We start from the raw sequence: 24,153 nt of genomic DNA, 5'->3' as shown, positions 1-24,153 counted from the left end.
GTGATAAAATCGCCGCTTGTTTCTGCACGGCTTGCCGCATGGCCTATCTCGCTCTCGATACCTCCACCGAACACCTGTCGCTCGCGCTGTCCCACGATGGCGCCGTGATCGCCCACGACTGGCATGTCGGCCAGCGTCACGCCGAGCAGACGCTACCGCGCCTCGAGGCCTTGCTGGCCGAGGCTGGCGTGGCCCGCGCCGATCTGCAGGGTGTCGCCTTCGGCATGGGGCCGGGATCGTTCACCGGTTTGCGTATCGGCTGTGGCATTGCACAGGGGCTCGGATTCGGTCTGGGGATTCCGGTGATCGGCGTGTCGACGCTCGAAGCACTGGCGCAAGGCACGAACGCAGACAAGGTATTCGCCTGTCTCGATGCGCGGATGCAGCAGGTCTACGTTGCCTGCTATCTGCGTACCGACGCAGGCTGGCAGGAAGTCGGCGAAGCGCTGGTGTGCAATCCCGATGCAGTCCCGGTACCCGACGATAAAGGCTGGATCGGCGCCGGCAGCGGCTTTGCGGCCTATGGCGACATCCTCTCCGCGCGACTTGGCGACCGGCTCGCCGGCACGGAAGCCGACCGTTTTCCGCTGGCGCGAGATGTGCTCGCGCTGGCGCTCCCACGCTTTGCCGCCGGCCTCGGTCGTCCGGCCCACGAAGCCACGCTGGTCTACCTGCGCGACAAAGTCGCGCTGAAAACCCACGAGCGCCCCGCCAAGTGATGCTTCGCCCGCTTGTTGCCGACGACCTCGACGCCCTTGTCGCGCTCGATGCCGCGACCAATCCGCACCCGTGGTCGGCCGGCTTGTGGCGCGACGCGCTGGCGCGTGATCACGGGACCGGGCTGATCGATGACGACAATCGGCTGGTCGGCTTCACCGTCAGCAGCCGCGTGCTCGACGAAGCCGAGCTGCAGCTGATCGCCGTGTCGCCGGAACGACAGCGGCAAGGCCTTGGCCGACGGCTGCTGGAAAGCCTGCTGAGCGAACTGCGCCGCGACGGCATCGCCCGGCTGCTGCTTGAAGTCCGCGCCGGCAATCATGGTGCGCAAGCCCTGTACGCCGGCTGTGGCGGGATCATCGTCGGGCGGCGCAAGGGCTACTACGACCACGGTCGCGAGGATGCGTTGCTGTATACCTTCACGCTGGGCGGAGAGGCAACATGAGCCGCCACGCGCTCGATGAGCTGGGCCTCGGCCCGATCTGGATCCGCCGCGATCAGCTTGCGGCACTTGCGCGCGACGCCGAACCGGATGAAGCCCCTGCGCCAGCAGCAAGTCCGGTGCGAGACGCGCGGCAGGCTGTCGTCGCATTGTCCGGCACCGCCACGACCGCAAGCCCGGTCGCCAAAACCAGTCGTGCTCCGGTTGTCACCGTTCCCGACCCACGCACCCGCCCTGCGCCGGTGGAATCGGCCCCACCTGGCGACAGCGCGCGCAGCCGCGACATTGCAGCAATGGACTGGGAGACGCTCGAAGCGTCGATTCGGAGCTGTACCGCGTGCGCCTTGTGCGAAAACCGCAGCCAGGCGGTGCCGGGCATCGGCGACCGGACTGCCCGGCTGCTGATTGTCGGCGAAGCACCGGGCGCCGAAGAGGACAAGCGTGGCGAACCCTTTGTCGGCGCAGCCGGCAAGCTGCTCGACAACATGCTGGCGGCAATCAACGAAAAGCGCGGCGACGGCGTCTATATCGCCAACGTGCTCAAATGCCGGCCGCCAGGCAATCGCAACCCGCAACCGGCCGAAGTGGCCGAATGCGCACCGTATCTGGCACGGCAGATCGCACTGATCCGGCCGACGGTGATTTTTGCAATCGGCCGCTTCGCGATCCAGACCCTGTTGCAGACCGATGCGCCGATCAGCGCGCTGCGCGGCAAGGTGCACCGGCACGGCGAGATTCCGGTGGTCATCAGCTACCACCCGGCCTATCTGCTCCGCAACCTGCCGGACAAGGCCAAGGCCTGGCAGGATCTGCTGCTGCTCAGCGAGCAGCTTGCAACGGCAAACCGCTGAAACAAGCCCGTTCGGCCTTCTGTTTGGGAAGGCTACGGGCGTCAGCGCAAAGCAATGGCGCCCCCGGTCGGGCGATCAGCGTGAAGGCATGTACGGCGTCGGATCGACCGCCTTGCCGTCGACACGCACTTCGAAATGCACCCGGTCGTTCGGCACCCCGGCCGAGCCACCGGCGTTGGCAATCACCTGCCCGGCCTGAACGCTGGCGCCATCCTTGACCAGCAACTCGCGGTTGTAGGCGTACACGGTAATCACCCGGGCGTTGTGTTTGACCACGATCAGGTTGCCATAGGCACGGATGCCACCGCCCACGTAGACGACCTTGCCTGCGGCGGCGGCCTTGACCGGCTCGCCAGGCTTCACCGCCAGCGCCACGCCCTTCATCGTGCTGCCGTTGTATCGCGCCACCACCTGGCCCGGTACCGGCCACGCCAGCTGCATGTCGACCGCCGGCTTGCTCGGTGCCGGCGCAGGCTTGCTGCCGGACGGCGAACCGGAGGATGGTGATCCGCCGGGCGGCGTGACGCGCAGCAGTTGCCCGGTCTGGATGTCGTTGTTGTCGAGCTTGTTCCAGCGCTTGATCTCGGCCACGCTGCGGCCGCTCTTGCTGGCGATGCGCCACAGCGTATCCCCCTGGGCGACGCGATAGAAGCCAGCCGGCGCAGGACCGGCATCGGGCGTTCCGGCGCAGGCGGTCAGCAGGAGCGCGGCCACCAGCGGCGCCACGCGAAGAAGTGAATTCAATGGAAGCATGCGGCGAATCTTACCGTTTTCATGCGCACGGCCGCCGTGATCGACTTGGTCTTGCCAAATGCAGCGAAATCGGTCGAGTCCGATGCCAGGACGGGCTTCAATGCGCCGGCTCCTGCACGGCCCGGGTCTTGACCACGAACGGTGGCAAGCCCCGTGCGACGAGGTAACTGAGCACGATGACGACGATGCAGGCCAGAAACGCCAGATGAATGCCGCTGACCAGCGACTGCCGTGCGCCTTCAAGCAACCCGGCTGCATCCAGTCCGTGACTGGCGGCCAGTTGCCCCAGTTGCGCCTGATCCTGCGCCCGGACCAGCAGCTGCGGGCTGTCGAACAGGCGCGTGACTTCGGGGACGTGGACGTCGGTCAGTACATTCGACACCTGCTGGCGATAACGCAAATCGACCGCGAGGCCGGCAGCGCTGGCGCCGATCATGCTGCCGAGCATCCGCATCATCTGGATCAGCGCCGAAGCAACGCCGACGTCGGAACGGACGACAGCGGACTGGACCTGCAGGGTCAGATTGGGCAACTGGAAGCCCAGGCTCAGGCCGCAAATCGCAAAGCCCAGCGCCATCAGCCAGTGCGGTGTCGCATCGTTCAGCGTCGCCAGCAGCGCGGCGCCGAACATCAGTACCAGCAATCCCCAGGAAATCAGTTTTTCCGGCTGCGGCAAACGCGGCACCAGTCGGCCGTTGATGATGCTGCCGATGGTGATGCTGACCAGCAGCGGTGTCACCAGCACGCCGGCCGCTTTCGGCGACAGTCCGAAACCGCCCTGCAACAGCAGCGGCGCGTAGAAAATCAGCACGAACATCACCAGACCGGTGAGGAATCCGAGCGCACACAACTGCCGCACCGCTTTTTCGGCGAACAGGCGCGGCGGAATGACCGGTGCGCGACTGCGCAGTTGATGGCGGATGAACAACCAGCAGATCAGCACGGTGCCGGCGACCATCGCCCACAGCCACGGATTGGTAAGGCCCATCGTGCCAAAACGTTCGGTCGTGTTCAAGATCGCGCAAAAGCCGACCGCCAGCAGGACAGCGCCGAGCCAGTCGATCGTCCGGTCATCCGAGTCGTGATGCACCACATGCGGGAGGAAGCGCCATACCACGGGCAGCGCCAGGATGCCGATCGGCAGATTGACGTAGAACACGCTGCGCCAGCCCAGATGCTCGGTCAGCCAGCCGCCGAGCGCCGGCCCCATCGCCGTGGCAATCCCGAAGGTCGCCGACAGCATCGCCTGCCAGCGCACCCGCTGCATCGGGTCGGGAAAAAGATCGCTGACCGAGGCGAACGCCGCACCGGCAAGCATGCCACCACCGATCCCCTGCAAGGCCCGCGCCAGCACCAGCTGCAGCATGCTCTGCGCCATGCCGCACAGCATCGACGCCAGCGTGAACAGGACGATGGCCGCCAGCACGAACGGCTTGCGACCGTAGAGGTCACCAAGCCGACCGGTGATCGCGATCATCACCGCGTTCGTCATCAGATAGGCCGACGCGACCCAAGGGTACAGCGCATAGCCCTGCAGCTCGGCAACGACACGCGGCAGGGCAGTACCGACAACCGTTTGATCGAGCGCGATCAGCATCATGACCAGACAGATGCCGCTCATGGCGGCAACCGATACCCACCGCGATCGTGTTTCCACCATGCGTTAAAGCCCGGCGGCGCGCGGCGGCAAGGCTGCGGCAAGATGGGCAATGGCACGCAGTATGTCCTGACGCGCCTCGTCGGACAGGCGATCGAGCACGTCACGCGAATGGCTGTCGAACATCGCGCCGATCTTGCGCGCATGTGCATTGCCTTCGTCGGTCAGCACGAGAATCTTGCTGCGACGGTCCTGCGGATTCGGCGTGCGCTCGACCCAGCCTTCGGCGACGAGCTGATCGACCATCCGGCTGATCCAGCTTTTCTCGAAGTTCAGGATCTGGCCCATCGTGGACTGCGTCATCGGACCGACGCGGTACATCATTTCGAGCACACGGCTGTTCTGGGACAGGTTGAGGGCTGCGAGCTGATCCCGCTCCTCGAAGACAAAGCGCCAGACCAGCTCACGCAGCAGGCGTGCATCCTTGTCGACTTTCATCATTGTGGAACTCCATTTGGTCGTGCCTAGTTTTGAATGTAATCGCCACTGTTGCACGGCGCAACGAAATCCGTGCTTTGCAACAGGGCAATTAGTTTGGATGACAAACGCAACCCAACGTTCACTCGCGCCCCGCCGGAGACACAAAAAAAAAGCGCACCCTCGGGTGCGCTTTTCTGCATCGGCAGCTTAACCGGCCTGCCGGCGCCTGAAGAGTGGCATCGGTTGTGCAACGCTGCTCTGGTACGACTCGGTAAAATCGTCGAGGCCTTTCAGCGCTTCGACGATGTCCTTGTCGTCACGCACCACGAAGGCATTGAAGCCGCAGCGGGTCAGGTAGTTCAGTGTGTCCTTGAACACGTCGCCGAAGGCGCGCAGTTCACCGGTGAAGCCGTAGCGCTCGCGCAGCAAGCGCCCGATCGAGAAGCCGCGGCCATCGGTAAACGCGGGGAATTCGATGGCGATCAGCGGCAGCCTAATAGCATCCGCACCCAGCAACTCCGGTTCGTCATCCGGCGCGAACCAGACACCGACATCACCGCGTGCATTCAGCTCGGCCTTCTGCGCCAGATACTGCGCCAGCGGCACGATCACGAGGCCTTGCGCCGGCACGGCGGCAAAGGCGCCATCCTCGGCATTGCGCAGCAAAGTCGCGGTATTGTCGACGATCTGCCGGTCGATGATCAGCTTAGGCATCGGCCACCTCCTTCGGTGCGCGCACGTTCGGTTTGCCGGCGTAGACCCTGGTCTTGAACGGCTCCATGCCGATACGGTCGAACACGTCGATGAACGGCTCCTCGCCCTCGCGGGCAGCGACGAACACGTTGATGATCTTCTCGATCACTTCGGGCATTTCGTCCTGTGCGAACGACGGGCCGATCACCTTGCCGATGCTCGCGCCAACGCCCTGACGGCCACCCAGCGAAACCTGATACCACTCGGAACCGTTCTTGTCGACACCGAGGATGCCGATATTGCCGACGTGGTGGTGACCACAGGCATTCATGCAGCCCGACATGTTCAGGTCGATTTCACCAAGGTCGTACAGATAGTCGAGGTTGTCGAAACGCTCCTGGATCGCCAGCGCGATCGGGATCGACTTGGCGTTGGCCAGCGAGCAGAAATCGCCGCCCGGGCAGCAGACGATGTCGGTCAGCAGGCCGACGGTCGGCGACGCCAGCTTCAGTGCCTTGAGCTCTTCCCACAGCGCCAGCAGATCGCGCTGCTTCACGTACGGCAGGATCAGGTTCTGTTCGTGGCTGGCGCGCAACTCGCCCAGCGAATACTTGTCGGCCAGATCGGCGATTGCATCGAGCTGATCGCCGCTGACATCACCGGGTGCAACGCCCGGATGCTTCAGCGACAAGGTCACACAGGCGTAGCCCGGCTGCTTGTGCGCGAACACATTGCGCTCTACCCAGCGGCCGAAACCCTTGTTGTCCTGGCGCGCGGCCACAAAACCGGCGTCATCGCCGGCAAACGACTCGTACGCCGGTGCGGTGAAGAACTTCGAAACGCGGTCGATCTCGCCCTGCGTCAGCGTCATCGGGCCATCCTTCAGATGCACCCACTCCTGCTCGACCTTGGCGCCGAATGCTTCCGGCGTCATCGCCTTGACCAGAATCTTGATCCGGGCCTTGTACTTGTTGTCGCGGCGGCCGTAACGGTTGTACACGCGCAGCACGGCGTCCAGGTACGACAGCAGATGCATCGGCTCGAGCCATGGCTTGATCAGGCTGCCGATGATCGGCGTGCGGCCGAGGCCACCGCCGACGTAGATCTGGAAACCGACCTGACCGGCGTCGTTCTTGATCACGTTGATGCCGATGTCGTGCACCAGGATCGCAGCACGATCTTCGACCGCGCCGTTGACGGCAATCTTGAACTTGCGCGGCAGGTGCGCAAACTCGGGGTGGAAGGTGCTCCATTCGCGGATGATTTCGCACCACGGGCGCGGGTCGACGATCTCGTCGTGGGCGACGCCGGAAAACTGGTCGGTCGTCGTGTTGCGGATGCAGTTGCCCGAAGTCTGGATCGCGTGCATCTGCACCATCGCGAGTTCGGCGAGGATCTGCGGCACGTCTTCGAGTTTGGGCCAGTTGTACTGGAGGTTCTGCCGCGTGGTGAAGTGACCGTAATCGCGGTCGTAGGTACGGGCAATCTTTGCAAGCACGCGCACCTGACGACTGGCCAGTTCGCCGTAGGGCACGGCGACGCGCAGCATCGGCGCATGGCGCTGGATGTAAAGGCCGTTCTGCAGGCGCAGCGGGCGGAATTCTTCTTCGGTCAGTTCGCCCGCGAGGTAGCGGCGCGTCTGGTCGCGGAACTGCGCAACGCGCTGGTCCACGATTTTCTGGTCAAGTTCGTCGTAAACGTACATCGCAATCCTAAAGCGGCGAAAGGAGTACAAGCGGTGCGAAAGTGCAGTAATAACCTGTACGCGCACGGCCCCATGAGGCAGGAATCATACCAGTTGCGGGCATATGGGCTGAATTACTGAGTTTTCATAAGTTGCAATGATTTGGCTATATAAGTGGCTGAGCGACGGGGAACGGCGGTCATCCCCCTCCCCCGAACCGCGACACCTCCCCCGGATTCATTGCATCCGGCATTGCTGCAATTGTGAGTCCCCGATCCCGGCGGTAAGCTGACGCCACGTGTATTGATTCATTCAAGAAGAACGCCCGCCATGTCCCTGCCGCGCCAAGCCATCCGTCGTCTCGACTACACCGCCCCCGCCTACCTGATCGACCGCGTCGATCTGACCTTCGATCTGGACGACACCGCCACGCGCGTCACCAGCCGGCTCGTGCTGCAGCGCAATGCCGGCACGGCCGCCGATGCACCACTGGTGCTGAACGGCGAGGCGCTGGTGCTCGAGTCCGTCAAACTCGACGGCGCGCCGCTGCTGCCCGATGCCTATACGCTCAGCGACGAAGCGCTGACGATTCCGGCGATGCCGGACACGGCGATCCTCGAAATCGTCACCAAGATCAATCCGGAAGCCAACACCGCGCTGTCGGGTCTCTATCTGTCGAGCGGCAACTTCATCACCCAGTGCGAGGCCGAGGGCTTCCGCCGGATCACCTTCTACCTCGACCGGCCGGACGTGATGGCCAAGTTCACCACCACGATCATCGCCGACAGGACCAAATACCCGGTATTGCTGTCGAACGGCAACCGCGTCGGCGAAGGCACGCTCGACAAGAACCGCCACTGGGTCAAATGGGTCGACCCGTTCAAGAAGCCGGCCTACCTGTTCGCCCTCGTCGCCGGCAAGTTTGTCGCGGCCACCGGCAGCCATACGACACCGTCCGGCCGCAATGTCGCCATCGAGATCTACGTTGAGCCCGGCAATGCCGACCGCTGCCACCACGCACTCTCCGCTGCACAGAAAGCGATGGCCTGGGACGAGCAGCGTTTCGGCCTCGAATACGACCTCGACGCCTACATGATCGTCGCGACCAACGACTTCAACATGGGCGCAATGGAGAACAAGGGCCTGAACGTCTTCAACAGCAAGTACGTGCTGGCCAAACCCGAAACCGCGACCGACGCCGATTTCGACGGCATCGAATCGGTGGTCGCGCACGAGTATTTCCACAACTGGACCGGCAACCGCGTCACCTGCCGCGACTGGTTCCAGCTCTCCTTGAAGGAAGGCCTGACCGTCTACCGCGATCAGGAGTTCTCGTCCGACCTCGGCAGCCGCGCGGTACAGCGCATCCAGAACGTCCGCGGCCTGCGCGAGTACCAGTTCGCCGAGGACGCCGGCCCGCAGGCGCATCCGGTCCGTCCGGACGAGTATCAGGAAATCAACAATTTCTACACGTGGACCGTATACGAGAAGGGTTCCGAAGTCGTACGGATGTACGCGACGCTGCTCGGCACCGACGGTTTCCGCAAGGGCATGGACCTGTACTTCAAGCGCCATGACGGCCAGGCGGTGAGCTGCGACGACTTCCGCGCCGCCATGGCCGATGCCAATGGCGCCGACCTCGAACAGTTCGGCCGCTGGTACAGCCAGGCCGGCACTCCGGTGCTTGATGTCGAAGGCGTGTACGACGAAGCAGCTCAAACCTATACGCTGACCGTCACGCAATCGTGCCCGGCCACGCCGGGGCAGGACACCAAGCTGCCGTTCCACATTCCGCTGGCGCTCGGCCTGCTGGATCGCCGCGGCCAGGAGCTGCCGTTGCAGCTCGAAGGCGAACCTGCTGCAACCGGCACCAGCCGCGTGCTCGCGCTGCGTGAAGCGACGCAGACGTTCACCTTCATCAACGTGCCGTATCACCCGGTCCCGTCGCTGCTGCGCGATTTCTCGGCGCCGGTGAAGCTCGACTACCCGTACAGCGACGACGACCTCGTGTTCCTGATGGCGCACGACAATGACGCGTTCGCGCGCTGGGAAGCCGCCAACCAGTACGCAACCCGCCTGCTGCTGCAACGCTACCGCAACGGCGAAACCGACACCCCGGCACCGGAGAAATTCGTCGCGGCGATGGCCGCCGTACTGAACGACACCCGGCTCGATCCGGCCTTGGCAGCGCTGATGCTGACGCTGCCAAGCGACGCTGCACTGTTCGAAGCACTGGCTGATGTCGATCCGCAGAAGCTCTGCGCGGTGCGCCAGAGCCTGAAGGAAGCGCTGGCCCGCAGCCTGCGCCCGCAACTGCTGACGACGTACCAGAAGCTCAACACCGGTGCGCCATACCGCTATGACGGCGAAGCCGTCGCCGGCCGTGCACTCAAGAACGTCTGCCTCGACTATCTGGCCGAACTCGACGAACCGCTGACCGCCGAACTGCTCGCCAATCAGTACCGCCACGCCGACAACATGACCGACCGGCTGGCTGCGCTGAAGGCGCTGGCGCAGCGCGACGACGGCGAGTCCTTCGTCGACGACTTCGGCAAGATCTGGCAGGACGACGCACTGGTGCTGGACAAGTGGTTCGCGCTGCAGGCGACGAGTAGCCGCCCGGGCGCTTTGTCGCAAGTACAGGCGCTGATGAGCCATCCGGCGTTCTCGATCAGGAATCCGAACAAGGTGCGTGCACTGATCGGCGCGTTCTGCCAGCAGAACCTGCAGCACTTCCATGCGCTCGACGGCTACGGCTATGCCTTTGCCGCCGACCGGATCATCGAGCTCGACAAGCTCAATCCGCAGATCGCCGCGCGTCTGGCGTCGTGCTTCAACCGCTGGACCCGGGTCGAACCGGTACGCCGCGCGCTGATGCGTGCCGAACTCGAGCGCATCACCCGCGAACCGGGTCTTTCCGGCGACACCTTCGAGATCGCCAGCAAGGCATTGAGCGCAGGCACCTGATTGGTGCACTAGACTCACCGGGCGCTCGAAACCACAAGGAGGACGACGTGAAAGCCATCCGCATTCACCGCTACGGCGGACCCGAAGTCCTGCAGCTGGACGAAGTCCCGGTGCCGGTGCCGGCCGCCGACGAACTGCTGGTCCGGGTCAAGGCCGCCGGGGTCAACCCGGTCGACTGGAAGATCCGCGAAGGCTGGCTGGCCGACGTGCTTCAGCACAGGTTGCCGCTGACGCTGGGCTGGGACGTCGCCGGCGTTGTCGAATCGGTCGGCGCCTCGGTCTCCGGCTTCAAGGCCGGTGATGCGGTCTATGCCCGTCCCGACGCATCGCGTGACGGCTGCTACGCCGACTATGTCGTCGTTCGCGCCAGCGAAGCGGCGATCATGCCGCCGACAATCACGTTCGACGAAGCGGCCGGCGTGCCGCTGGCCGCGCTGACCGCGTGGAAGGCGCTGTTCGACGAGGCCGGGCTCAAGGCTGGGCAACGGGTACTGATCCATGCTGGCGCCGGCGGTGTTGGCGGCTTCGGCATCCAGCTGGCAAAGCACGCCGGCGCACACGTGATCGCCACCGCGTCGACCGACAATCTGGCGCTGCTGCGCCTGCTCGGCGCCGACGTTGTCGTCGACTACACCCGTGAAAATTTCATCGTCCGTGCACCCGATGTCGACGTCGTGTTCGACACCATCGGCGGTGATACGCAGGACCGCTCGTGGGCCTGCCTCAACCCCGGCGGCGTGCTGGTGTCGGTGGTTTCGGAGCCGGACCCGGAAACCGCGCAGCAGCACCGGGCCCGTGGTGCACTGGTCGTTGTCCAGCCGAATGGAGCGCGACTGGCCGAACTGGCGAAGCTGATCGATGCCGGCGTCGTCACCGTGGTCATCGACGACGTCTATCCGCTTTCAGAAGCTCGCGAAGCGCACGAACACAGCCAGACCGGCCACGCGCGCGGCAAGATCGTGCTGCACGTGTCGGACTGAACCAGCCGGATCAGCGCGGGCACGGAAACGATGCTTCGTTGATGGCACGCTCCTGCTCGCATTCGGCGACACTGTGGTCGCAACCTCCACGGTGCCGGGCGCAACCGCCGGCCTCCGTACGCCAGACATCGATCGAGACCGGGCGGCCGAAGTAATAACCCTGTGCCGCACCGACCTTACGGTCATTCAGATAGGCAAGCTGCACCGGCGTCTCGACCTTTTCGACCACGACCTTCAGCTCCAGACTGGACGCGATGTTCAGCACGCCGTCGAGTACCCGTTCGACCTCACGGCGCTTGCCGATCCCGTCGAGAAACAGCCCGTCGATCTTGACGTAGTCGAAGCGGAAGCGGTGCAGATAGCCGAGCGAGCTGTACTCGGCGCCGAAATCGTCGAGCGCCACCTCGATGCCGTGGTCGCGCAGCCGGCCGAAGACGTCATTGATCTTGTCGGTCTGCGCAATCGTGACGAAGCTCCGTTCGGTCACCTCGATCACCGGCTGCAGCCGGTGCGCCTGCAACGTATGCCCCCAGTGCTCGATGTACGCGAACAGCGCCTCGTCGGCGAGCAGTTCCGGCGGCAGATTCAGCGCCAGCCGTGTTCCCGGCGGCAGCCGCAGCGCCGGCAGGTCGTCGATCACGCGTCCGATCAGCAGCCGGGTCAGGTCGCCGATGACGCCGGATTTTTCGGCCCGGGCAATGAAAACGTCGGGTGGCACGAAACGGCCGTCCGGCAAGGGCCAGCGCGCCAGAATCTCGACGCCGGACAGCCCTTGGCCGGGCAGGTCGAACAGCGGCTGGTAGTACGGCACGATGACCCTGCCGGCAACCGCCTTGCGCAGCACGCGGTCGAACGCGCGCTCGTTGCTGGTCAGCCGGCGACAGAGTCCCAGCAGCATCCACAGCACGCCGGCCGCGATGAGGTTCCACGTCACCACGCTGTCGCGGACGTATTGCCACCACAGCGTGCCGCTGGCCTCGACGTAGACCTGCGCGCCTCCCGGAACAGCGGCGCTGCCCCACTCGTGGGCTAAGACGGGCAGATGCGGGCCGACCTGCCGGTCGGAGCGCAGATAGGTGCTTTTCACCCGCAACACCACCTGACGGTAGCGGGCCGGATCCTGCGTGCCCAGCAGATCGAGAAAGTACTCGGCCTGCAGGACGCTCAGGACATTGAAACCGTCGGCATACGGGTAATACTGGACCAGACCCGGGCTGTTGAAATTGAGCGCCGATGCCGGCAGGTAGTTGTCGCCGACCAACAGCCGGCCGAGCATCCGGTCAACCTGCTCCTGCGCAACGTCCGGCAGCGACGTGCACGCAAGCGTCGCCCCCTGCAACAGGCTGATGCCCTTCACGTAGGGCACGCTGTCGGCCAGGTGTCTCAGCGATGCGGTGAACGCGTCGTCGCACGGGTTCGTCTGCGGCTGTTGTGCCAGCCAGCGCCGGTGGGCGTCGTCGGCCAGCGCGCGCGCGCGGCCCTGCACCGACGCGACCCGCTTCGCCAGCGTGGCGGCGGTACTGTCGAGTTCGTGCTGCACGCTGCGCTGGGCAAACAGGAACAGGCCGGCATTGGTGGCCGCAATAGCGCCAACGGCGGCCAGAATCAGCAGCAATCGTCGTTTCAACTCGTGATTGCCTGAACGGGAGACCGGCATCAGAGCAGATTCAACCGGCGCAGCTTGTCGATGGCGCCGACGCGGTTGCCGACGCCAAGCTTGCCGTAGATGCCGCTCAGATACCATTTGACCGTTTGCGTCGCCAGACAGAGCCGCAAGGCGACCTGCTCGTTGGTCATGCCCTCGGCCACGAGCCGGAGGATTTCCAGTTCCCGCTCGCCCAGACCGATTGCCGGCCGCACCACGGCCCGTTGGCCCCGGGCGGCCAGGATCAGCTCGGCATGCGCCTGCTCGGCGGCAGTCAGCACGCGCCCCCCCGGCGCCGACAGCTTCGCCAGCAGTTCGACCAGCGCCGGACCCTCGTCCAGGAAGGAGCTGACCGTGCCGTTGACGAGCGCCAGCTGCAGCGCCCGTTGCAGCGCCTTGCCGGCCGATGCCATATCGCCGTCACACAGGTGGCCGACGGCCACCAGCAGATGCAGCTTCATTCGCCGCCACGCATGGCCGATCCGGTCCGTGTCGGCGATCATTCCAGCCAGACGCTGCATGGCATCGGCGCGGACCTGACTACCGGCGTGCAGCATCAATCGCAAGACCTCCACCCCGGCGCCCTCCAGTGCTTCGGCCGGATGGATGAAGGCCTGCAGCCCCGGCAGTCCGGCAGGATCGAGCAGATCGGTGACGAACATGCGCAGGCGCATGGCGTCCTGCGTGACGATGGCAATGCGGGCCATTTCGAAACCGATCCGCCGCTGCACCGCGCCGTTCTGCGCGAACCGGTCCGCCAGCCGTTCGAGTACCAGCAAGGCCGGCCCGGCACCTTTTTCGATCAGCGTCAGGCGCGCATCGATCAGGCCGGCCAGCAGCGTGGACAGCACCGATGGCGAGCTCCTGTGCAGCCGCTGATAGCGGTCCAGCCACTCGCGCGCCAGATCGTACTCGCCCAGTTCGTACAACAGCTGCAGCCGGTAGCCGACACAGAACACGTGCATGCTGCCGGCCTGCGCCCGGGCATCGCGCGAACGGAGCATGCCGTCGGCGTTTTCCAGTACCTCCAGCGCATGCTTCAGGTCCCCTCCGGTCGCCAGGATCGCGGCTTCGAGGAAGTATGAGGTGAACAGGCCCTGCAGGTTGCCGACCTCGCGATGGATGCGCTTGGCCTGCATCAGCGCGGCCCCCGCCTCGGCCAGCTCGCCGTGGCTGATCTGGATCATCGCCAGCATGTTGTAGATGCGACCGCGATTCATGTCGCCGACGCTTTCCAGCATCGGCATCAGCGCTTCGACACCACGCAGGATGACCGCATAGTCATGCTGCGGGAATTCGGTCAGGATCAGTTCCTGCAGATTGATGGTTTGCTCGACGAGCGGATCACACATGCCACGCATATTCGTTTTCATTTCTCTCAGGGCGTTCAGCGCCTGTTGCACATCACCGGCAAAAAACAGACTCCAGACATAACTGACACTCAGGGCGGTATTGCCGTGCAGGTAGGCCGGCGGCAAGGTGCGGCACCAGTCGCTCACCTGCCGGAACTGCGCGCGGAACAGCAGGTTCTGCGTCAGTACGGGCAGCCACTGCATGGCCGCCTCCCAGGCACCGGCCGCAAGCAGATGCTCGACGGCAGTTTCGGTCTGTCCGTGCTCGATGAACCAGTCGGCGGCCTGCAGGCGCAGTTGCGCCAACGCCTGTGGCGACGGTGCTTCGGCAAGGCTGGCGGCATGCGCGGCCAGCACCGGATGGACCCGATAACCCCCTTCCCCGATCGCCTCGACCGGTAGCCCCTGCCGTACCAGCGCCGTCAGCCGCCGGGCGCAATCGCTTCGCTCGAACAGCCGATCGCACAGCACCGCCGGGACTTCGCCAAGTGGCGCGATGCCGGCGAGCAAAGCACGGTCGTCCGCACTGGCGGTCGCAAGTACCTCGTCGTCCAGATAGCGCGCAACGCGCTCGCGGTAGGCGACCGACTTCAGCACCGAATCCGGCTCGGCGTCCGGCTCGTTCAGGCTCAAACGCAGCAGGCCGACAATCGCCGGCCAGCCCGCCGTCGCCCGCTCCCAGATTGCGGCATCGGCATGGCGGGCAGCCGCCGCGCCCCGGCACAAGGCAGCAAGTTCGTCACCACGCATCCGCAAAGCCGGCGTTCCGAACTCGACGAGTCCGCCGCTGATGCGAAGCGGCTCGAGTCCGTGCGGTGCAAAGCGACGGGTCGCGATCACCAGTGTCAGCGCGGGCGGCAGCACATCGAGTACGGTCTGCAACCAGCGTCCTTCGCAGGCCGCCGGCACGCGTTCCAGCGCATCGATGAACACCGTGGTCGTGCGCTCGCCCGCCTGCACCAGCAACGATTGCGCCGCCTGCTGCGGAAGATGGTCCGTCGGCTCGAGCGCCAGCCAAAGGGCCGAGCCCGGCGCAAGCGAACTGAACAATTGCAGCAGTGCGCCGGTCTTGCCGAAACCGGCGGGCGCATGCAGCACAAGAACGCGGCACGATTGCAGCTGCGCAAGCAGACTCGCCTGCAGCACAGGCCGCGGCACAAGGACGGTTCGCGCCGGCGGCGGGTTGACGGCCAGCATGTCGGTGATCTCCAGTCATACCCCGGCCAAAAGGCCGGGTCGGGGGGTCAGACCTTGTAACGCGCCACGACGCCAAGCAGTTCCTGGCTGTAGTCGTGTAGCTGGCCACCGACTTCGGCGGTGCCCTGCGCGTTGGCGCTGGTCTGTTCGGTCATCTGTGCGACCTTTTCGATTTCCTGCGCCATGCTGTTGCTGGCCATGCTCTGCTCGCGCATCGCATCCGAGATGTCGTTGACGCTGGCCAGCACCGCTTGGGCGCTGCCCTTGATCTGCGCCACGACTTCGCCTGCCGAAGTCACGTGGCTCACACCGGCGGCAACCTCTTCCACGGTAAGCCGGATTGCCGTCACCGTGTGCTGCGCCTCGCCCTGCATCTGCTCGATGGTCCGGGCGATTTCCTGGGTCGACGTGCCGGTGCGTTCGGCCAGCTTGCGCACCTCGTCTGCGACCACGGCAAAGCCGCGCCCGACCTCGCCTGCCCGTGCTGCCTCGATTGCGGCGTTCAGTGCCAGCAGATTGGTCTGTTCGGCGATTTCCTTGATGGCCGTCACCACCGTACTGATGTTTTCGGCCTTCTGCGACAGCGCCTCGACCTGCTGCGCGGTCATGTTGGCGCGTTCGGCAATCCGGTCGACCTTGTCGATCGCCTCGGTGATCGCCATGCCGCCGGTTGCGGCCAGATCACCGGCCTGCTGCGCGAGCACACGTGTTTCCTGCGAGCGCTCGGCGACGTGCGCAATGCTGACCGTCACCTCTTCGACCGCCGCGGCCATCGCCGACGACGAGCTGCTGACCATATTGTTGGCGGCCGACAGCTCCTGCGTATTGGTCGCCAGTTCCGAGGCACGCATGCCGACGTTGCGACTGACATCGGCGATGGTGCCCAGGCTTTGCTGGACGATCGTCAACAGCTTGTTGAGCGCAACGGCGGTCGCACCGATCTCGTCGCGCGATCCGGCGGCAAAGCGCCGCGAGAAGTCGAGCGTGCTGCCGATGTCGGCCGTTTCGCGCTGCAGGCGGTTCAGCGATTGCGAAATGCTGCGGGAAATCACGAAACCGATCACCAGCAAGGCGATACAGCCGACGGCCCCGATCGTGGTCACGGCAACATACAGGGTGCGCAGGTCGGCGCCGACTTCGACACTGCGCCGCTTGCCCAGATCGACGTTGAACTTGACCAGATCACTCACGGCCACGAACACCTTGTCGGCCGCCGGCGAGGTGACCTTGCGCACGAACTCGACCTGCGCCTCATTGCCCTCGATGGTCATCAATCGATCACCGAGCGCGCTCCACTGCTTGGTGGTCTCCATCACGACGTTGAACAACTGCCGGTCCTGATCCTTGATCTCCGGCGAATCGAGTTCGATGGCCTTGTCATAGGCTTGCAGCGACTTGTCCAGCTTGGTCCGCGCGGCGAGGAAAGACTCCTTGACCGCATTTTCATCGGCCGGCCCTACCGACGCCCACAACAAGGCCTGACGGCGTGCCTCGGCAAAGTTCTGGTTGATGTCCGGCACGGTGGCGAGGGTCGGCACGATGTTTTCGGTGATGTCGTAGGCGTCCGCCTTCACCGCCGCCACATTCACGAAGATGGTGCCCAGCAGCAATGCGAACGTCGCGATACCGACGGTATTCAGCAACACCAGTTTGGTTGTGATTTTCATGACGGCACTCCCGTTCGGGCCGGCCATCGCAATGCCCGCTTGGCTCCAGATTCCATGCTTGTCTCCACACCCTGTATTTGTAAGGAAAAATGACATTCGATAAAAATGACGATTGCTTTTTTTGTATTAATTACATCGCCATGTCATTGGCCGGAGGATAGTGAAGGCGACATCACCCAACAACGCCGATCTGGGAAAACATTGACTTAAATCAAGGCGTGACAACGTCATTTGCGCTCTCCACCCGAACGGGTGGTGCCAGTACGGTTTTTTTGTGCAATTCGGCCTGATAACGACACGCTTCGCCTGGATTTCAGGCTGGAAATTATGATTTTTTATTCATAAAAATCAATTAGTTATTTTAAAATTCATGCGCATTATTTCATCGAACCGGATACACGAAAAACAAGCAGCCAATTGCTGAAAACCGGGTCGTTCCGGCAATTAGGCCGGGATTTCCCCGGGGCAGGCCTGTTGAGCAGCCATGCAATTGGCATGACAACCTGCGGACCGAATCGGGATTCGGGTCAAAATGAAAAAGCCGGCGCATTGCTGCGCCGGCTTTTATCCGGGTCATTCCACCCAACAAATATCGGTAAAAACTTTCAGCGAGTGAAACCGTAAACGTCCATCGCCAGAATGCGTTCGGTCACGCCGTCGTAATGGCGCAGCGCCTGCGTCTGCCCGCCGGCAGCGCCCAGCGCCACGTACAGCGGCAACAAATGTTCCTCGCTCGGATGAGCGCGCTCCGCGGCGGGTGCCTGATGCCGGTAATCGAGCAGCGCATCCAGATCGGCGGCCTGCAGCCTGTCGTGCATCCAGTCCTGGAATGCAGTGACATACGGCAGCGCTGGCGCACCGTCGAAGCCCGGTTCAAACTCGTACAGGTTGTGCGTCAGGCTGCCCGAGGCGATCAGCAGCACGTCGTCCGGCAACAGCGCTGCCAGCAGCTGCCCCAGCCGGTAGTGCCAGGCCGGGCTTTGCCGGGCGTTGATCGACAGCGGCACGACAGGAATATCGGCAGCCGGGTAGAACGATTTCAGCGGCACCCAGCCACCGTGGTCGAGTCCGCGCTGCGGGTCGAGTTGGACCGGCCAGCCGGCCGCTTCCAGTCCTTGCGCCAGTTGCTGTGCCAGCGCCGGGTCACCCTGCGTGTCGTAACGTTGCTGGTACAGCGCGGCCGGGAAGCCGTAGAAATCGTGGATCGTATCGTGCGCAGCTGCCGAACCGATCGTGGTGATCGTCGCGTTGTGGTGCGCCGAGACCATGACGATGGCACGCGGGCGCAGCAAGCCAGCTGCGATCCGGGTCCAGGCCTCACCGGTGTGGCCGGGGTCGAGCGCCAGCATCGGCGAACCGTGGGAAACATAGAAGGTAGGCAGTCGGGTCATCATCATTCTCCTGGCGCGACGCCGGACGGCCATCGGCCATCCGGGTTCGGGATTGTGGATTTACTTGGCAGCCGGGCTCTTCACGAGGGCCAGCTTGCCGTCGCCGAGCAGTGCCAGCACCGCCGCAGCCACGGTCAGGAACACCGGGTATTCCCAGCCGCCGTTCGGATTGCTGAACGACCAGCCGTTGCCGAAGTGGACCGTCGACGCGCCGGCCAGCAGCAGGGTCAGCGGCACGGCAACGAGGCGCGGCATCACGCCGAGGATCAGCAGTGCGCCGCCGCCGATTTCGGCAAACGTCGTCGGATACGCCAGCCAGCCGGGAAAGCCGACCGAGGCAAAGAACTGCGCGGTGCCCGGCAGGGTGAACACCAGCAGCTTGGTAAAGCCGTGGGCAAGGAACATCACGCCGAGTGCGAGGCGCAGCAGCAATGCGGCATAGGGGGCGGTACGTTGGTCGATCATCATGGGTCTCCGTTCGGGATAGTGGCTTGAGTGGCGGCCTGTCTGTTGCAGGCGGTTCGGCATGTGCCGTTGCAGTGGTGCCACTTTAGGCCGGCGCCGGATCAGGATAAATATGCGATCATGTGATTGATCATCCCGAAATTCGCAACAATCATTCTTCCCTAGTCAATCGGAGCGCCATCATCGACCGCTTTGCCGCCATGCAGGTGTTCACCGCCGTCGTCGACGCCGGCAGCTTCGTGCGCGCCGCCGAGCGGCTCGAACAGTCGACCACCGCCGTATCGCGCCAGCTGGCCGAACTGGAAGCGCATCTTGGCGTGCGGCTCCTGCAGCGCACGACGCGGACGATGTCGCTGACCGAGGTTGGCCGGGTCTATTACGCGCAGTGCGTCTCGCTGCTGGCCGAGCTGGCCGAGACCGAAGCGGCGGTCAGCTCCGTCAGCCAGATCGCCAGCGGCGTACTGCGCGTCAACGCCCCGGTGTCTTTCGCCATCCGCCACCTTGCGCCGCTGTTGCCCCGGTTCCGCACGCTGCAGCCGCAGGTCGGCATCGAGCTGGCGGTCAACGACCGCGTCGTCGATCTGGTTGACGAAGGCTACGATCTGGCGCTGCGCATCAGCCGCCAGCCGCTGGCGTCGACATTGATCGCCCGGCGGCTGGCGCCGATCCGCGTCGTCGTCTGCGCCTCGCCGGACTATCTGGCCCGCCACGGCACGCCGGCGGCGCCTCATGAGTTGGGCCGGCACCAGTGCCTCGGCTACAGCTACACCGATCGCGGCACCAGTTGGGAGTTCGCCGGCCCGCCGCCGCACAGCGTCGAGGTCAACGGCTTCCTGCGCGCAAACAACGGCGACGTGCTGGTCGAGGCGGCGATCGCCGGCGCCGGGCTGATCGCCCAGCCGACCTTCCTCGTCGGCGATGCGCTGCGCGACGGCCGACTGGTGCGCGTGCTGGCCGACCATGCCCTGCCCGACTACACCGCGTGGGCGGTCTACCCGAGCCGGCGCTTCCTGTCCGCCAAGGTGCGCAGCTTCGTCGATTTCCTCGCCGCCGCCTGGGGCGACACGCCGCCATGGGATGCCGGGCTTTGACCGTTCGTCGTTTCACGGCAAACAACACTAGACCGACCGGTCTACTCGAATTAAAGTGCACAGCATGAAACACGAACAACCCGACACCAAGCAGCACATTCTCGATACCGGCGAAGCCATCATCCTCGGCAAAGGCTTTGCCGCGGTCGGGCTGACCGAGATCCTGACCGCCGCCGGCGTACCCAAGGGCTCGTTCTACCACTACTTCAAATCCAAGGAGCAGTTCGGCAACGAGCTGTTCGAGCACTACTTCAGCAACTATCTGAAGGAGCTCGACGTGCTGTTTGCCGACGATGGCCGCAGCGCGCAAACGCGGCTGATGGCGTACTGGCACGGCTGGCTGTCGACGCAGGGCACCTGCCGCTGCGAGGAGCAGTGCCTCGTGGTCAAGCTCTCGGCCGAAGTCTCGGACCTGTCCGAACCGATCCGCGACACGATCAGAAGCGGTACCGACCGCGTCGTCGCCCGGCTGGCGAAGCTGGTCGAAGCCGGCCTCGCCGACGGTTCGCTGCCGGCGGCACTTGATCCTGAACATACCGCCGCAACTTTGTATCAACTCTGGCTCGGCGCCAGCCTGTTGACCAAAATCCGCCGCGACGACAGCGCATTGCAGACCGCGCTGGCCGCCACCCGCACCATGCTGAACGTGAACGATTGAGTTCACGAAACAAAACCACCCAACGACGGCACCACAAGTGCCGTTTCTTTGACCCGACAACTAGACGACCGGTCTAATCCAACGGAGCACACCATGCAATCGTTCGACTTCTACAATCCCGTCCACATCGTTTTCGGTCAGGGCCGCATTGCCGACCTGGCCACGCTGGTCCCCGCCAACGCCCGCGTGCTGGTGCTCTACGGCGGCGGCAGTATCAAGAAGAACGGCACCTATGACGAAGTGCTCGCCGCACTCAAGGGCCACACGGTGTTCGAGTTCGCCGGCATCGAGCCGAACCCGCGCTACGAGACGCTGCTGAAGGCCGTGGCGCAGGTCAAGGCCGAGAAGATCGACTTCCTGCTCGCCGTCGGCGGTGGCTCGGTCGTCGACGGCACCAAGTTCGTCGCCGCTGCCGCACAGTACGACGGCGACGCGTGGGACATCCTCACCAGCGGCGGCGCGGTTGTGAACAGCGCCCTGCCGCTCGGCGCGGTGCTGACACTGCCGGCCACCGGTTCGGAAATGAATCAGGGCGCCGTTGTCACCCGTGAAGCGACCAAGACCAAGCTGCCCTTCCACACTGCCAAGGTGTTCCCGAAGTTCGCCGTGCTCGACCCGACCAAGACCTACAGCCTGCCGCCGCGCCAGGTCGCCAATGGCGCCGTCGACGCCTTCGTCCACGTCGTCGAGCAGTACCTGACCTACCCGACCGACGCGCCGGTGCAGGACCGCTTTGCTGAAAGCCTGCTGCAGACGCTGATCGAGGTCGGCCCGAAGGCACTGGCGACACCTCATGATTACCAGGTACGCGCCAACCTGATGTGGGCGGCGACGATGGCGCTGAACGGCCTGATCGGCGCCGGCGTGCCGCAGGACTGGGCAACGCATCTGGTCGGCCACGAACTGACCGCGCTGTACGAACTCGACCACGCGCAAACGCTGGCGATCGTGCTGCCGGCCATGCTGCAAATCCGCCGTGCCGACAAACGCGCCAAGCTCGTCCAGTACGCCGAACGTGTCTGGGGGATTCGTGACGGCTCTGAGGACGAGCGCATCGACGCCGCCATTGCGAAAACCCGCGAGTTCTTCGAAGCCATGGGCGTCAAGACCACGCTGTCGGACTATGGTCTCGGCACCGAGGCAGTCGATGCGGTGGTCAGCCAGCTCGAAGCGCACGGCATGACCACCCTCGGCGAAAAGCAGGACGTCACGCCGGCCGTGAGCCGCCGCGTGCTCGAAGCCGCCCTCTGATCCTCCACGGAGCCCCCCCATGACGACCAACCACCGCATCGTACTGGCGTCCCGCCCCAAGGGCGCGCCGACGCCGGACAACTTCCGCCTTGAAACCGAAACGCTGCCGGCACCGGGCGCAGGCGAAGTCCTGCTGAAGACGCTCTACCTGTCGCTCGATCCGTACATGCGCGGCCGGATGAACGACGGGCCGTCATACGCGCCACCGGTCGCGATTGGCGAAACCATGGTCGGCGGCACCGTCAGCCGCGTCGAGCAATCGAACCACCCGGACTTCGCACCGGGCGATCTGGTGCTGTCGTTCAGCGGCTGGCAGGCATACGCGCTGTCGAACGGCGAAGGCCTGACCAGGCTCGATCCGGCGCTGACCCGGCCATCGCTGGCGCTGGGCGTGCTCGGCATGCCCGGCTTCACCGCCTATATGGGCCTGCTCGACATCGGCAACCCCAAGCCCGGTGAAACCGTCGTCGTCGCCGCCGCCAGCGGCGCGGTCGGCTCGGTCGTCGGCCAGGTCGCCAGACTCAAGGGTGCCCGTGTCGTCGGTATCGCCGGCGGTGCCGACAAGGTCCGCTATGTCGTCGACGAACTCGGTTTCGACGCCTGCATCGACCACCGCAGCCCGAGCTTCGAAGCCGACCTCGCGGCCGCGACACCCGACGGCATCGACGTGTATTACGAGAACGTCGGCGGCAAGGTGTTCGACGCGGTGCTGCCGCGCCTGAATGTCGGCGCCCGCGTGCCGGTATGCGGACTGATCTCGCACTACAACGCCGAATCGCTGCCGCCGGGACCGGACCGCATGTCGCTGCTGCTGGGCACGCTGCTGACCAAGAGCATCCGGATGCAGGGCTTCATCATCTGGCACGACTACGGCCACCGCTATCAGGAGTTCTTCGACGCCATGGCGCCGTGGGTGACCAGCGGCCAGGTGAAGTTCCGCGAAGACGTCGTCGACGGTCTGGCCAATGCGCCGGCCGCGCTGATCGGGCTTCTGGAAGGCAAAAACTTCGGCAAGGTCGTCGTCCGCATCGCCGACTGATCACGAAGACCCAAGCGTTTTGCAGTACCGCGTGCCGGCCCGGCCGGCACGCGCCCTTACCGCACCTTCATCCCCTACAGGACGGACATCATGTCGCTCGACAAACTGCTGACCCCGGTCACCATCGGCCACGCCACGCTCGCCAACCGCCTCGTCATGGCACCGCTGACGCGTTCGCGCGCCGCCCAGCCCGGCGATCTGCCGACGGCGCTCAACACCACCTATTACGCCCAGCGCGCGAGCGCCGGGCTGATCGTCACCGAGGCCACGCAGATCTCGCGTCAGGGTCAGGGTTACGCATGGACACCAGGCATCTACACCGATGCACAGGAAGCCGGCTGGAAGGACGTCGTCGACGCCGTACACGCCAAGGGCGGCAGGCTGTCGCTGCAGCTGTGGCACGTCGGGCGGATTTCGCACCATCTGCTGCAGGAAAACGGCCAGGCACCGGTCGCCCCGTCGGCGATCCGCGCCGAAGGCGCCAAGAGCTTTGTCGTGCAGGAAGACGGCACGCCGGCCAATGTGCAGACCGACACGCCGCGCGCGCTCGAGACCGACGAGCTGCCGGGCATCGTCGCCGCCTATGCGGCCGCCGCGGCACGCGCCAAGCGCGCCGGTTTCGATTTCGTCGAAGTCCATTCGGCAAACGGCTATCTGCTGCACCAGTTCCTGTCGACCAACAGCAACCAGCGCACCGACGCCTACGGCGGCAACCTTGAAAACCGTGCCCGGCTGCTGCTCGAAGTGATCGACGCCGTCGCCGCCGAAATCGGTGCCGACCACGTCGGCGTGCGACTGTCGCCGAACTTCGTCGCCCACGACATCCAGGACGCCGAATCCGAAGTGATGGCGACGTATCTGGCCGCCGAGTTCGCCAAGCGTGGCCTTGCCTACCTGCACATCGCCGAACCGGACTGGGCCGGTGGCGCGCCGCTGTCGGACGCCTTCCGCGCCGCGCTGCGCAGCCATTTCAACGGTGCGATCATCACGTGCGGCGGCTACAGCGCCGAATCCGGTGAAGCCCGCCTTGCCGGTGGCACGGCCGATGCGATCGGCTACGGCCGGCCCTTCATCGCCAACCCGGATCTGGTCGAGCGCTTCCGTCGTGGCGCGCCGCTGAACACGCCGGACCAGAGCACCTTCTACGGTGGCGCCGAGCACGGGTATACCGACTACCCGGCACTGGCCGACTGAGCAGCGTCACCCCGTCCAAAAGCCCGGCTGTTGCCGGGC

20 protein-coding genes are annotated in these 24,153 nt (G+C 64.7%); 10 read left to right on the top strand and 10 right to left on the bottom strand.

Going from position 1 to position 24,153, the window contains the following annotated elements; genetic code table 11:
- Positions 1-38 precede the first annotated feature (38 nt).
- Genes tsaB through JMJ54_RS06005 form a run of 3 tightly spaced genes read left to right on the top strand, consistent with a single transcriptional unit; the run spans position 39 to position 2,010 of the window.
- On the top strand, positions 39-719 hold the full coding sequence (gene tsaB, locus JMJ54_RS06015; protein WP_203537046.1) for a tRNA (adenosine(37)-N6)-threonylcarbamoyltransferase complex dimerization subunit type 1 TsaB: 681 nt from the start codon (positions 39-41) through the stop codon (positions 717-719).
- Positions 719-1,162, top strand: a complete 444-nt coding sequence (gene rimI, locus JMJ54_RS06010; RefSeq protein WP_203537045.1) for a ribosomal protein S18-alanine N-acetyltransferase — start codon at positions 719-721, stop codon at positions 1,160-1,162. Before tsaB ends, rimI begins: the two co-directional genes overlap by 1 nt.
- Entirely contained in the window at positions 1,159-2,010 is an 852-nt protein-coding gene (locus JMJ54_RS06005; protein ID WP_203537044.1) for a uracil-DNA glycosylase, read from the top strand. The genes rimI and JMJ54_RS06005 overlap by 4 nt, the downstream gene beginning before the upstream one ends.
- A 75-nt stretch (positions 2,011-2,085) precedes the next feature.
- On the opposite strand, the gene JMJ54_RS06000 is transcribed toward JMJ54_RS06005, so the two are convergent.
- The 5 genes from JMJ54_RS06000 to JMJ54_RS05980 all read right to left on the bottom strand — a co-directional run bounded on the left by JMJ54_RS06000 (position 2,086) and on the right by JMJ54_RS05980 (position 7,238).
- The gene (locus JMJ54_RS06000; protein WP_238999921.1) at positions 2,086-2,754 is read right to left on the bottom strand and encodes a M23 family metallopeptidase; all 669 of its coding nucleotides are present in this window, start codon (positions 2,752-2,754) and stop codon (positions 2,086-2,088) included.
- Positions 2,755-2,860: 106 nt separating this feature from the next.
- The gene (locus JMJ54_RS05995) at positions 2,861-4,384 is read right to left on the bottom strand and encodes an MDR family MFS transporter (protein WP_203537042.1); all 1,524 of its coding nucleotides are present in this window, start codon (positions 4,382-4,384) and stop codon (positions 2,861-2,863) included.
- A gap of 42 nt (positions 4,385-4,426) precedes the next feature.
- Complete coding sequence (locus tag JMJ54_RS05990) at positions 4,427-4,861, bottom strand: MarR family winged helix-turn-helix transcriptional regulator (RefSeq protein ID WP_203537041.1); 435 nt, start codon at positions 4,859-4,861, stop codon at positions 4,427-4,429.
- Between the two features lie 186 nt (positions 4,862-5,047).
- The gene (locus JMJ54_RS05985) at positions 5,048-5,554 is read right to left on the bottom strand and encodes a DUF934 domain-containing protein (protein ID WP_203537040.1); all 507 of its coding nucleotides are present in this window, start codon (positions 5,552-5,554) and stop codon (positions 5,048-5,050) included.
- Entirely contained in the window at positions 5,547-7,238 is a 1,692-nt protein-coding gene (locus JMJ54_RS05980; protein ID WP_203537039.1) for a nitrite/sulfite reductase, read from the bottom strand. Before JMJ54_RS05980 ends, JMJ54_RS05985 begins: the two co-directional genes overlap by 8 nt.
- A gap of 309 nt (positions 7,239-7,547) precedes the next feature.
- Between JMJ54_RS05980 and pepN the strand changes: the two genes are divergently transcribed.
- Together pepN and JMJ54_RS05970 are read left to right on the top strand one after the other, a co-directional pair.
- Positions 7,548-10,184: an aminopeptidase N gene (gene pepN, locus JMJ54_RS05975; RefSeq protein ID WP_203537038.1), complete on the top strand. Its 2,637-nt coding sequence runs from the start codon at positions 7,548-7,550 to the stop codon at positions 10,182-10,184.
- A gap of 47 nt (positions 10,185-10,231) precedes the next feature.
- Positions 10,232-11,164 (top strand): NADP-dependent oxidoreductase, encoded by a 933-nt coding sequence (locus JMJ54_RS05970; protein WP_203537037.1) that lies wholly within the window; start codon positions 10,232-10,234, stop codon positions 11,162-11,164.
- Positions 11,165-11,174: 10 nt separating this feature from the next.
- Here the strand turns inward: JMJ54_RS05970 and JMJ54_RS05965 are convergent, their stop codons facing one another.
- From JMJ54_RS05965 to JMJ54_RS05945, 5 genes are all read right to left on the bottom strand, one after another.
- Positions 11,175-12,791, bottom strand: a complete 1,617-nt coding sequence (locus JMJ54_RS05965) for an EAL domain-containing protein (protein ID WP_203537036.1) — start codon at positions 12,789-12,791, stop codon at positions 11,175-11,177.
- Between the two features lie 29 nt (positions 12,792-12,820).
- Positions 12,821-15,358: a LuxR C-terminal-related transcriptional regulator gene (locus JMJ54_RS05960; protein ID WP_203537035.1), complete on the bottom strand. Its 2,538-nt coding sequence runs from the start codon at positions 15,356-15,358 to the stop codon at positions 12,821-12,823.
- Between the two features lie 47 nt (positions 15,359-15,405).
- On the bottom strand, positions 15,406-17,025 hold the full coding sequence (locus JMJ54_RS05955; RefSeq protein ID WP_203537034.1) for a methyl-accepting chemotaxis protein: 1,620 nt from the start codon (positions 17,023-17,025) through the stop codon (positions 15,406-15,408).
- 605 nt (positions 17,026-17,630) lie between these two features.
- Positions 17,631-18,416, bottom strand: coding sequence for a dioxygenase family protein (locus tag JMJ54_RS05950; protein WP_203537033.1), 786 nt, complete (start codon positions 18,414-18,416; stop codon positions 17,631-17,633).
- A 60-nt stretch (positions 18,417-18,476) separates the two neighbouring features.
- Positions 18,477-18,884, bottom strand: coding sequence for a DoxX family protein (locus tag JMJ54_RS05945; protein WP_308437980.1), 408 nt, complete (start codon positions 18,882-18,884; stop codon positions 18,477-18,479).
- 119 nt (positions 18,885-19,003) lie between these two features.
- On the opposite strand from JMJ54_RS05945, the gene JMJ54_RS05940 reads away from it, so the two are divergent.
- The 5 genes from JMJ54_RS05940 (at position 19,004) to JMJ54_RS05920 (ending at position 24,114) form a co-directional block, all read left to right on the top strand.
- Complete coding sequence (locus JMJ54_RS05940) at positions 19,004-19,972, top strand: LysR family transcriptional regulator (protein WP_308437979.1); 969 nt, start codon at positions 19,004-19,006, stop codon at positions 19,970-19,972.
- A gap of 64 nt (positions 19,973-20,036) precedes the next feature.
- Positions 20,037-20,630, top strand: a complete 594-nt coding sequence (locus JMJ54_RS05935) for a TetR/AcrR family transcriptional regulator (protein ID WP_203537032.1) — start codon at positions 20,037-20,039, stop codon at positions 20,628-20,630.
- A 93-nt stretch (positions 20,631-20,723) separates the two neighbouring features.
- Positions 20,724-21,881 carry an iron-containing alcohol dehydrogenase gene (locus JMJ54_RS05930; protein WP_203537031.1) on the top strand — a complete coding sequence of 386 codons (1,158 nt, stop codon included), beginning with the start codon at positions 20,724-20,726 and terminating at the stop codon, positions 21,879-21,881.
- A gap of 19 nt (positions 21,882-21,900) precedes the next feature.
- Entirely contained in the window at positions 21,901-22,920 is a 1,020-nt protein-coding gene (gene curA / locus JMJ54_RS05925; protein ID WP_203537030.1) for an NADPH-dependent curcumin/dihydrocurcumin reductase, read from the top strand.
- Positions 22,921-23,010: 90 nt separating this feature from the next.
- The gene (locus tag JMJ54_RS05920) at positions 23,011-24,114 is read left to right on the top strand and encodes an alkene reductase (protein ID WP_203537029.1); all 1,104 of its coding nucleotides are present in this window, start codon (positions 23,011-23,013) and stop codon (positions 24,112-24,114) included.
- Positions 24,115-24,153: the final 39 nt, after the last annotated feature.

It is taken from the genome of Jeongeupia naejangsanensis (assembly GCF_016865585.1).
Classification (GTDB): domain Bacteria; phylum Pseudomonadota; class Gammaproteobacteria; order Burkholderiales; family Chitinibacteraceae; genus Jeongeupia; species Jeongeupia naejangsanensis.
Note: the sequence above shows the minus strand (reverse complement) of the source record. Positions and strands in the feature narration are given on the sequence as shown.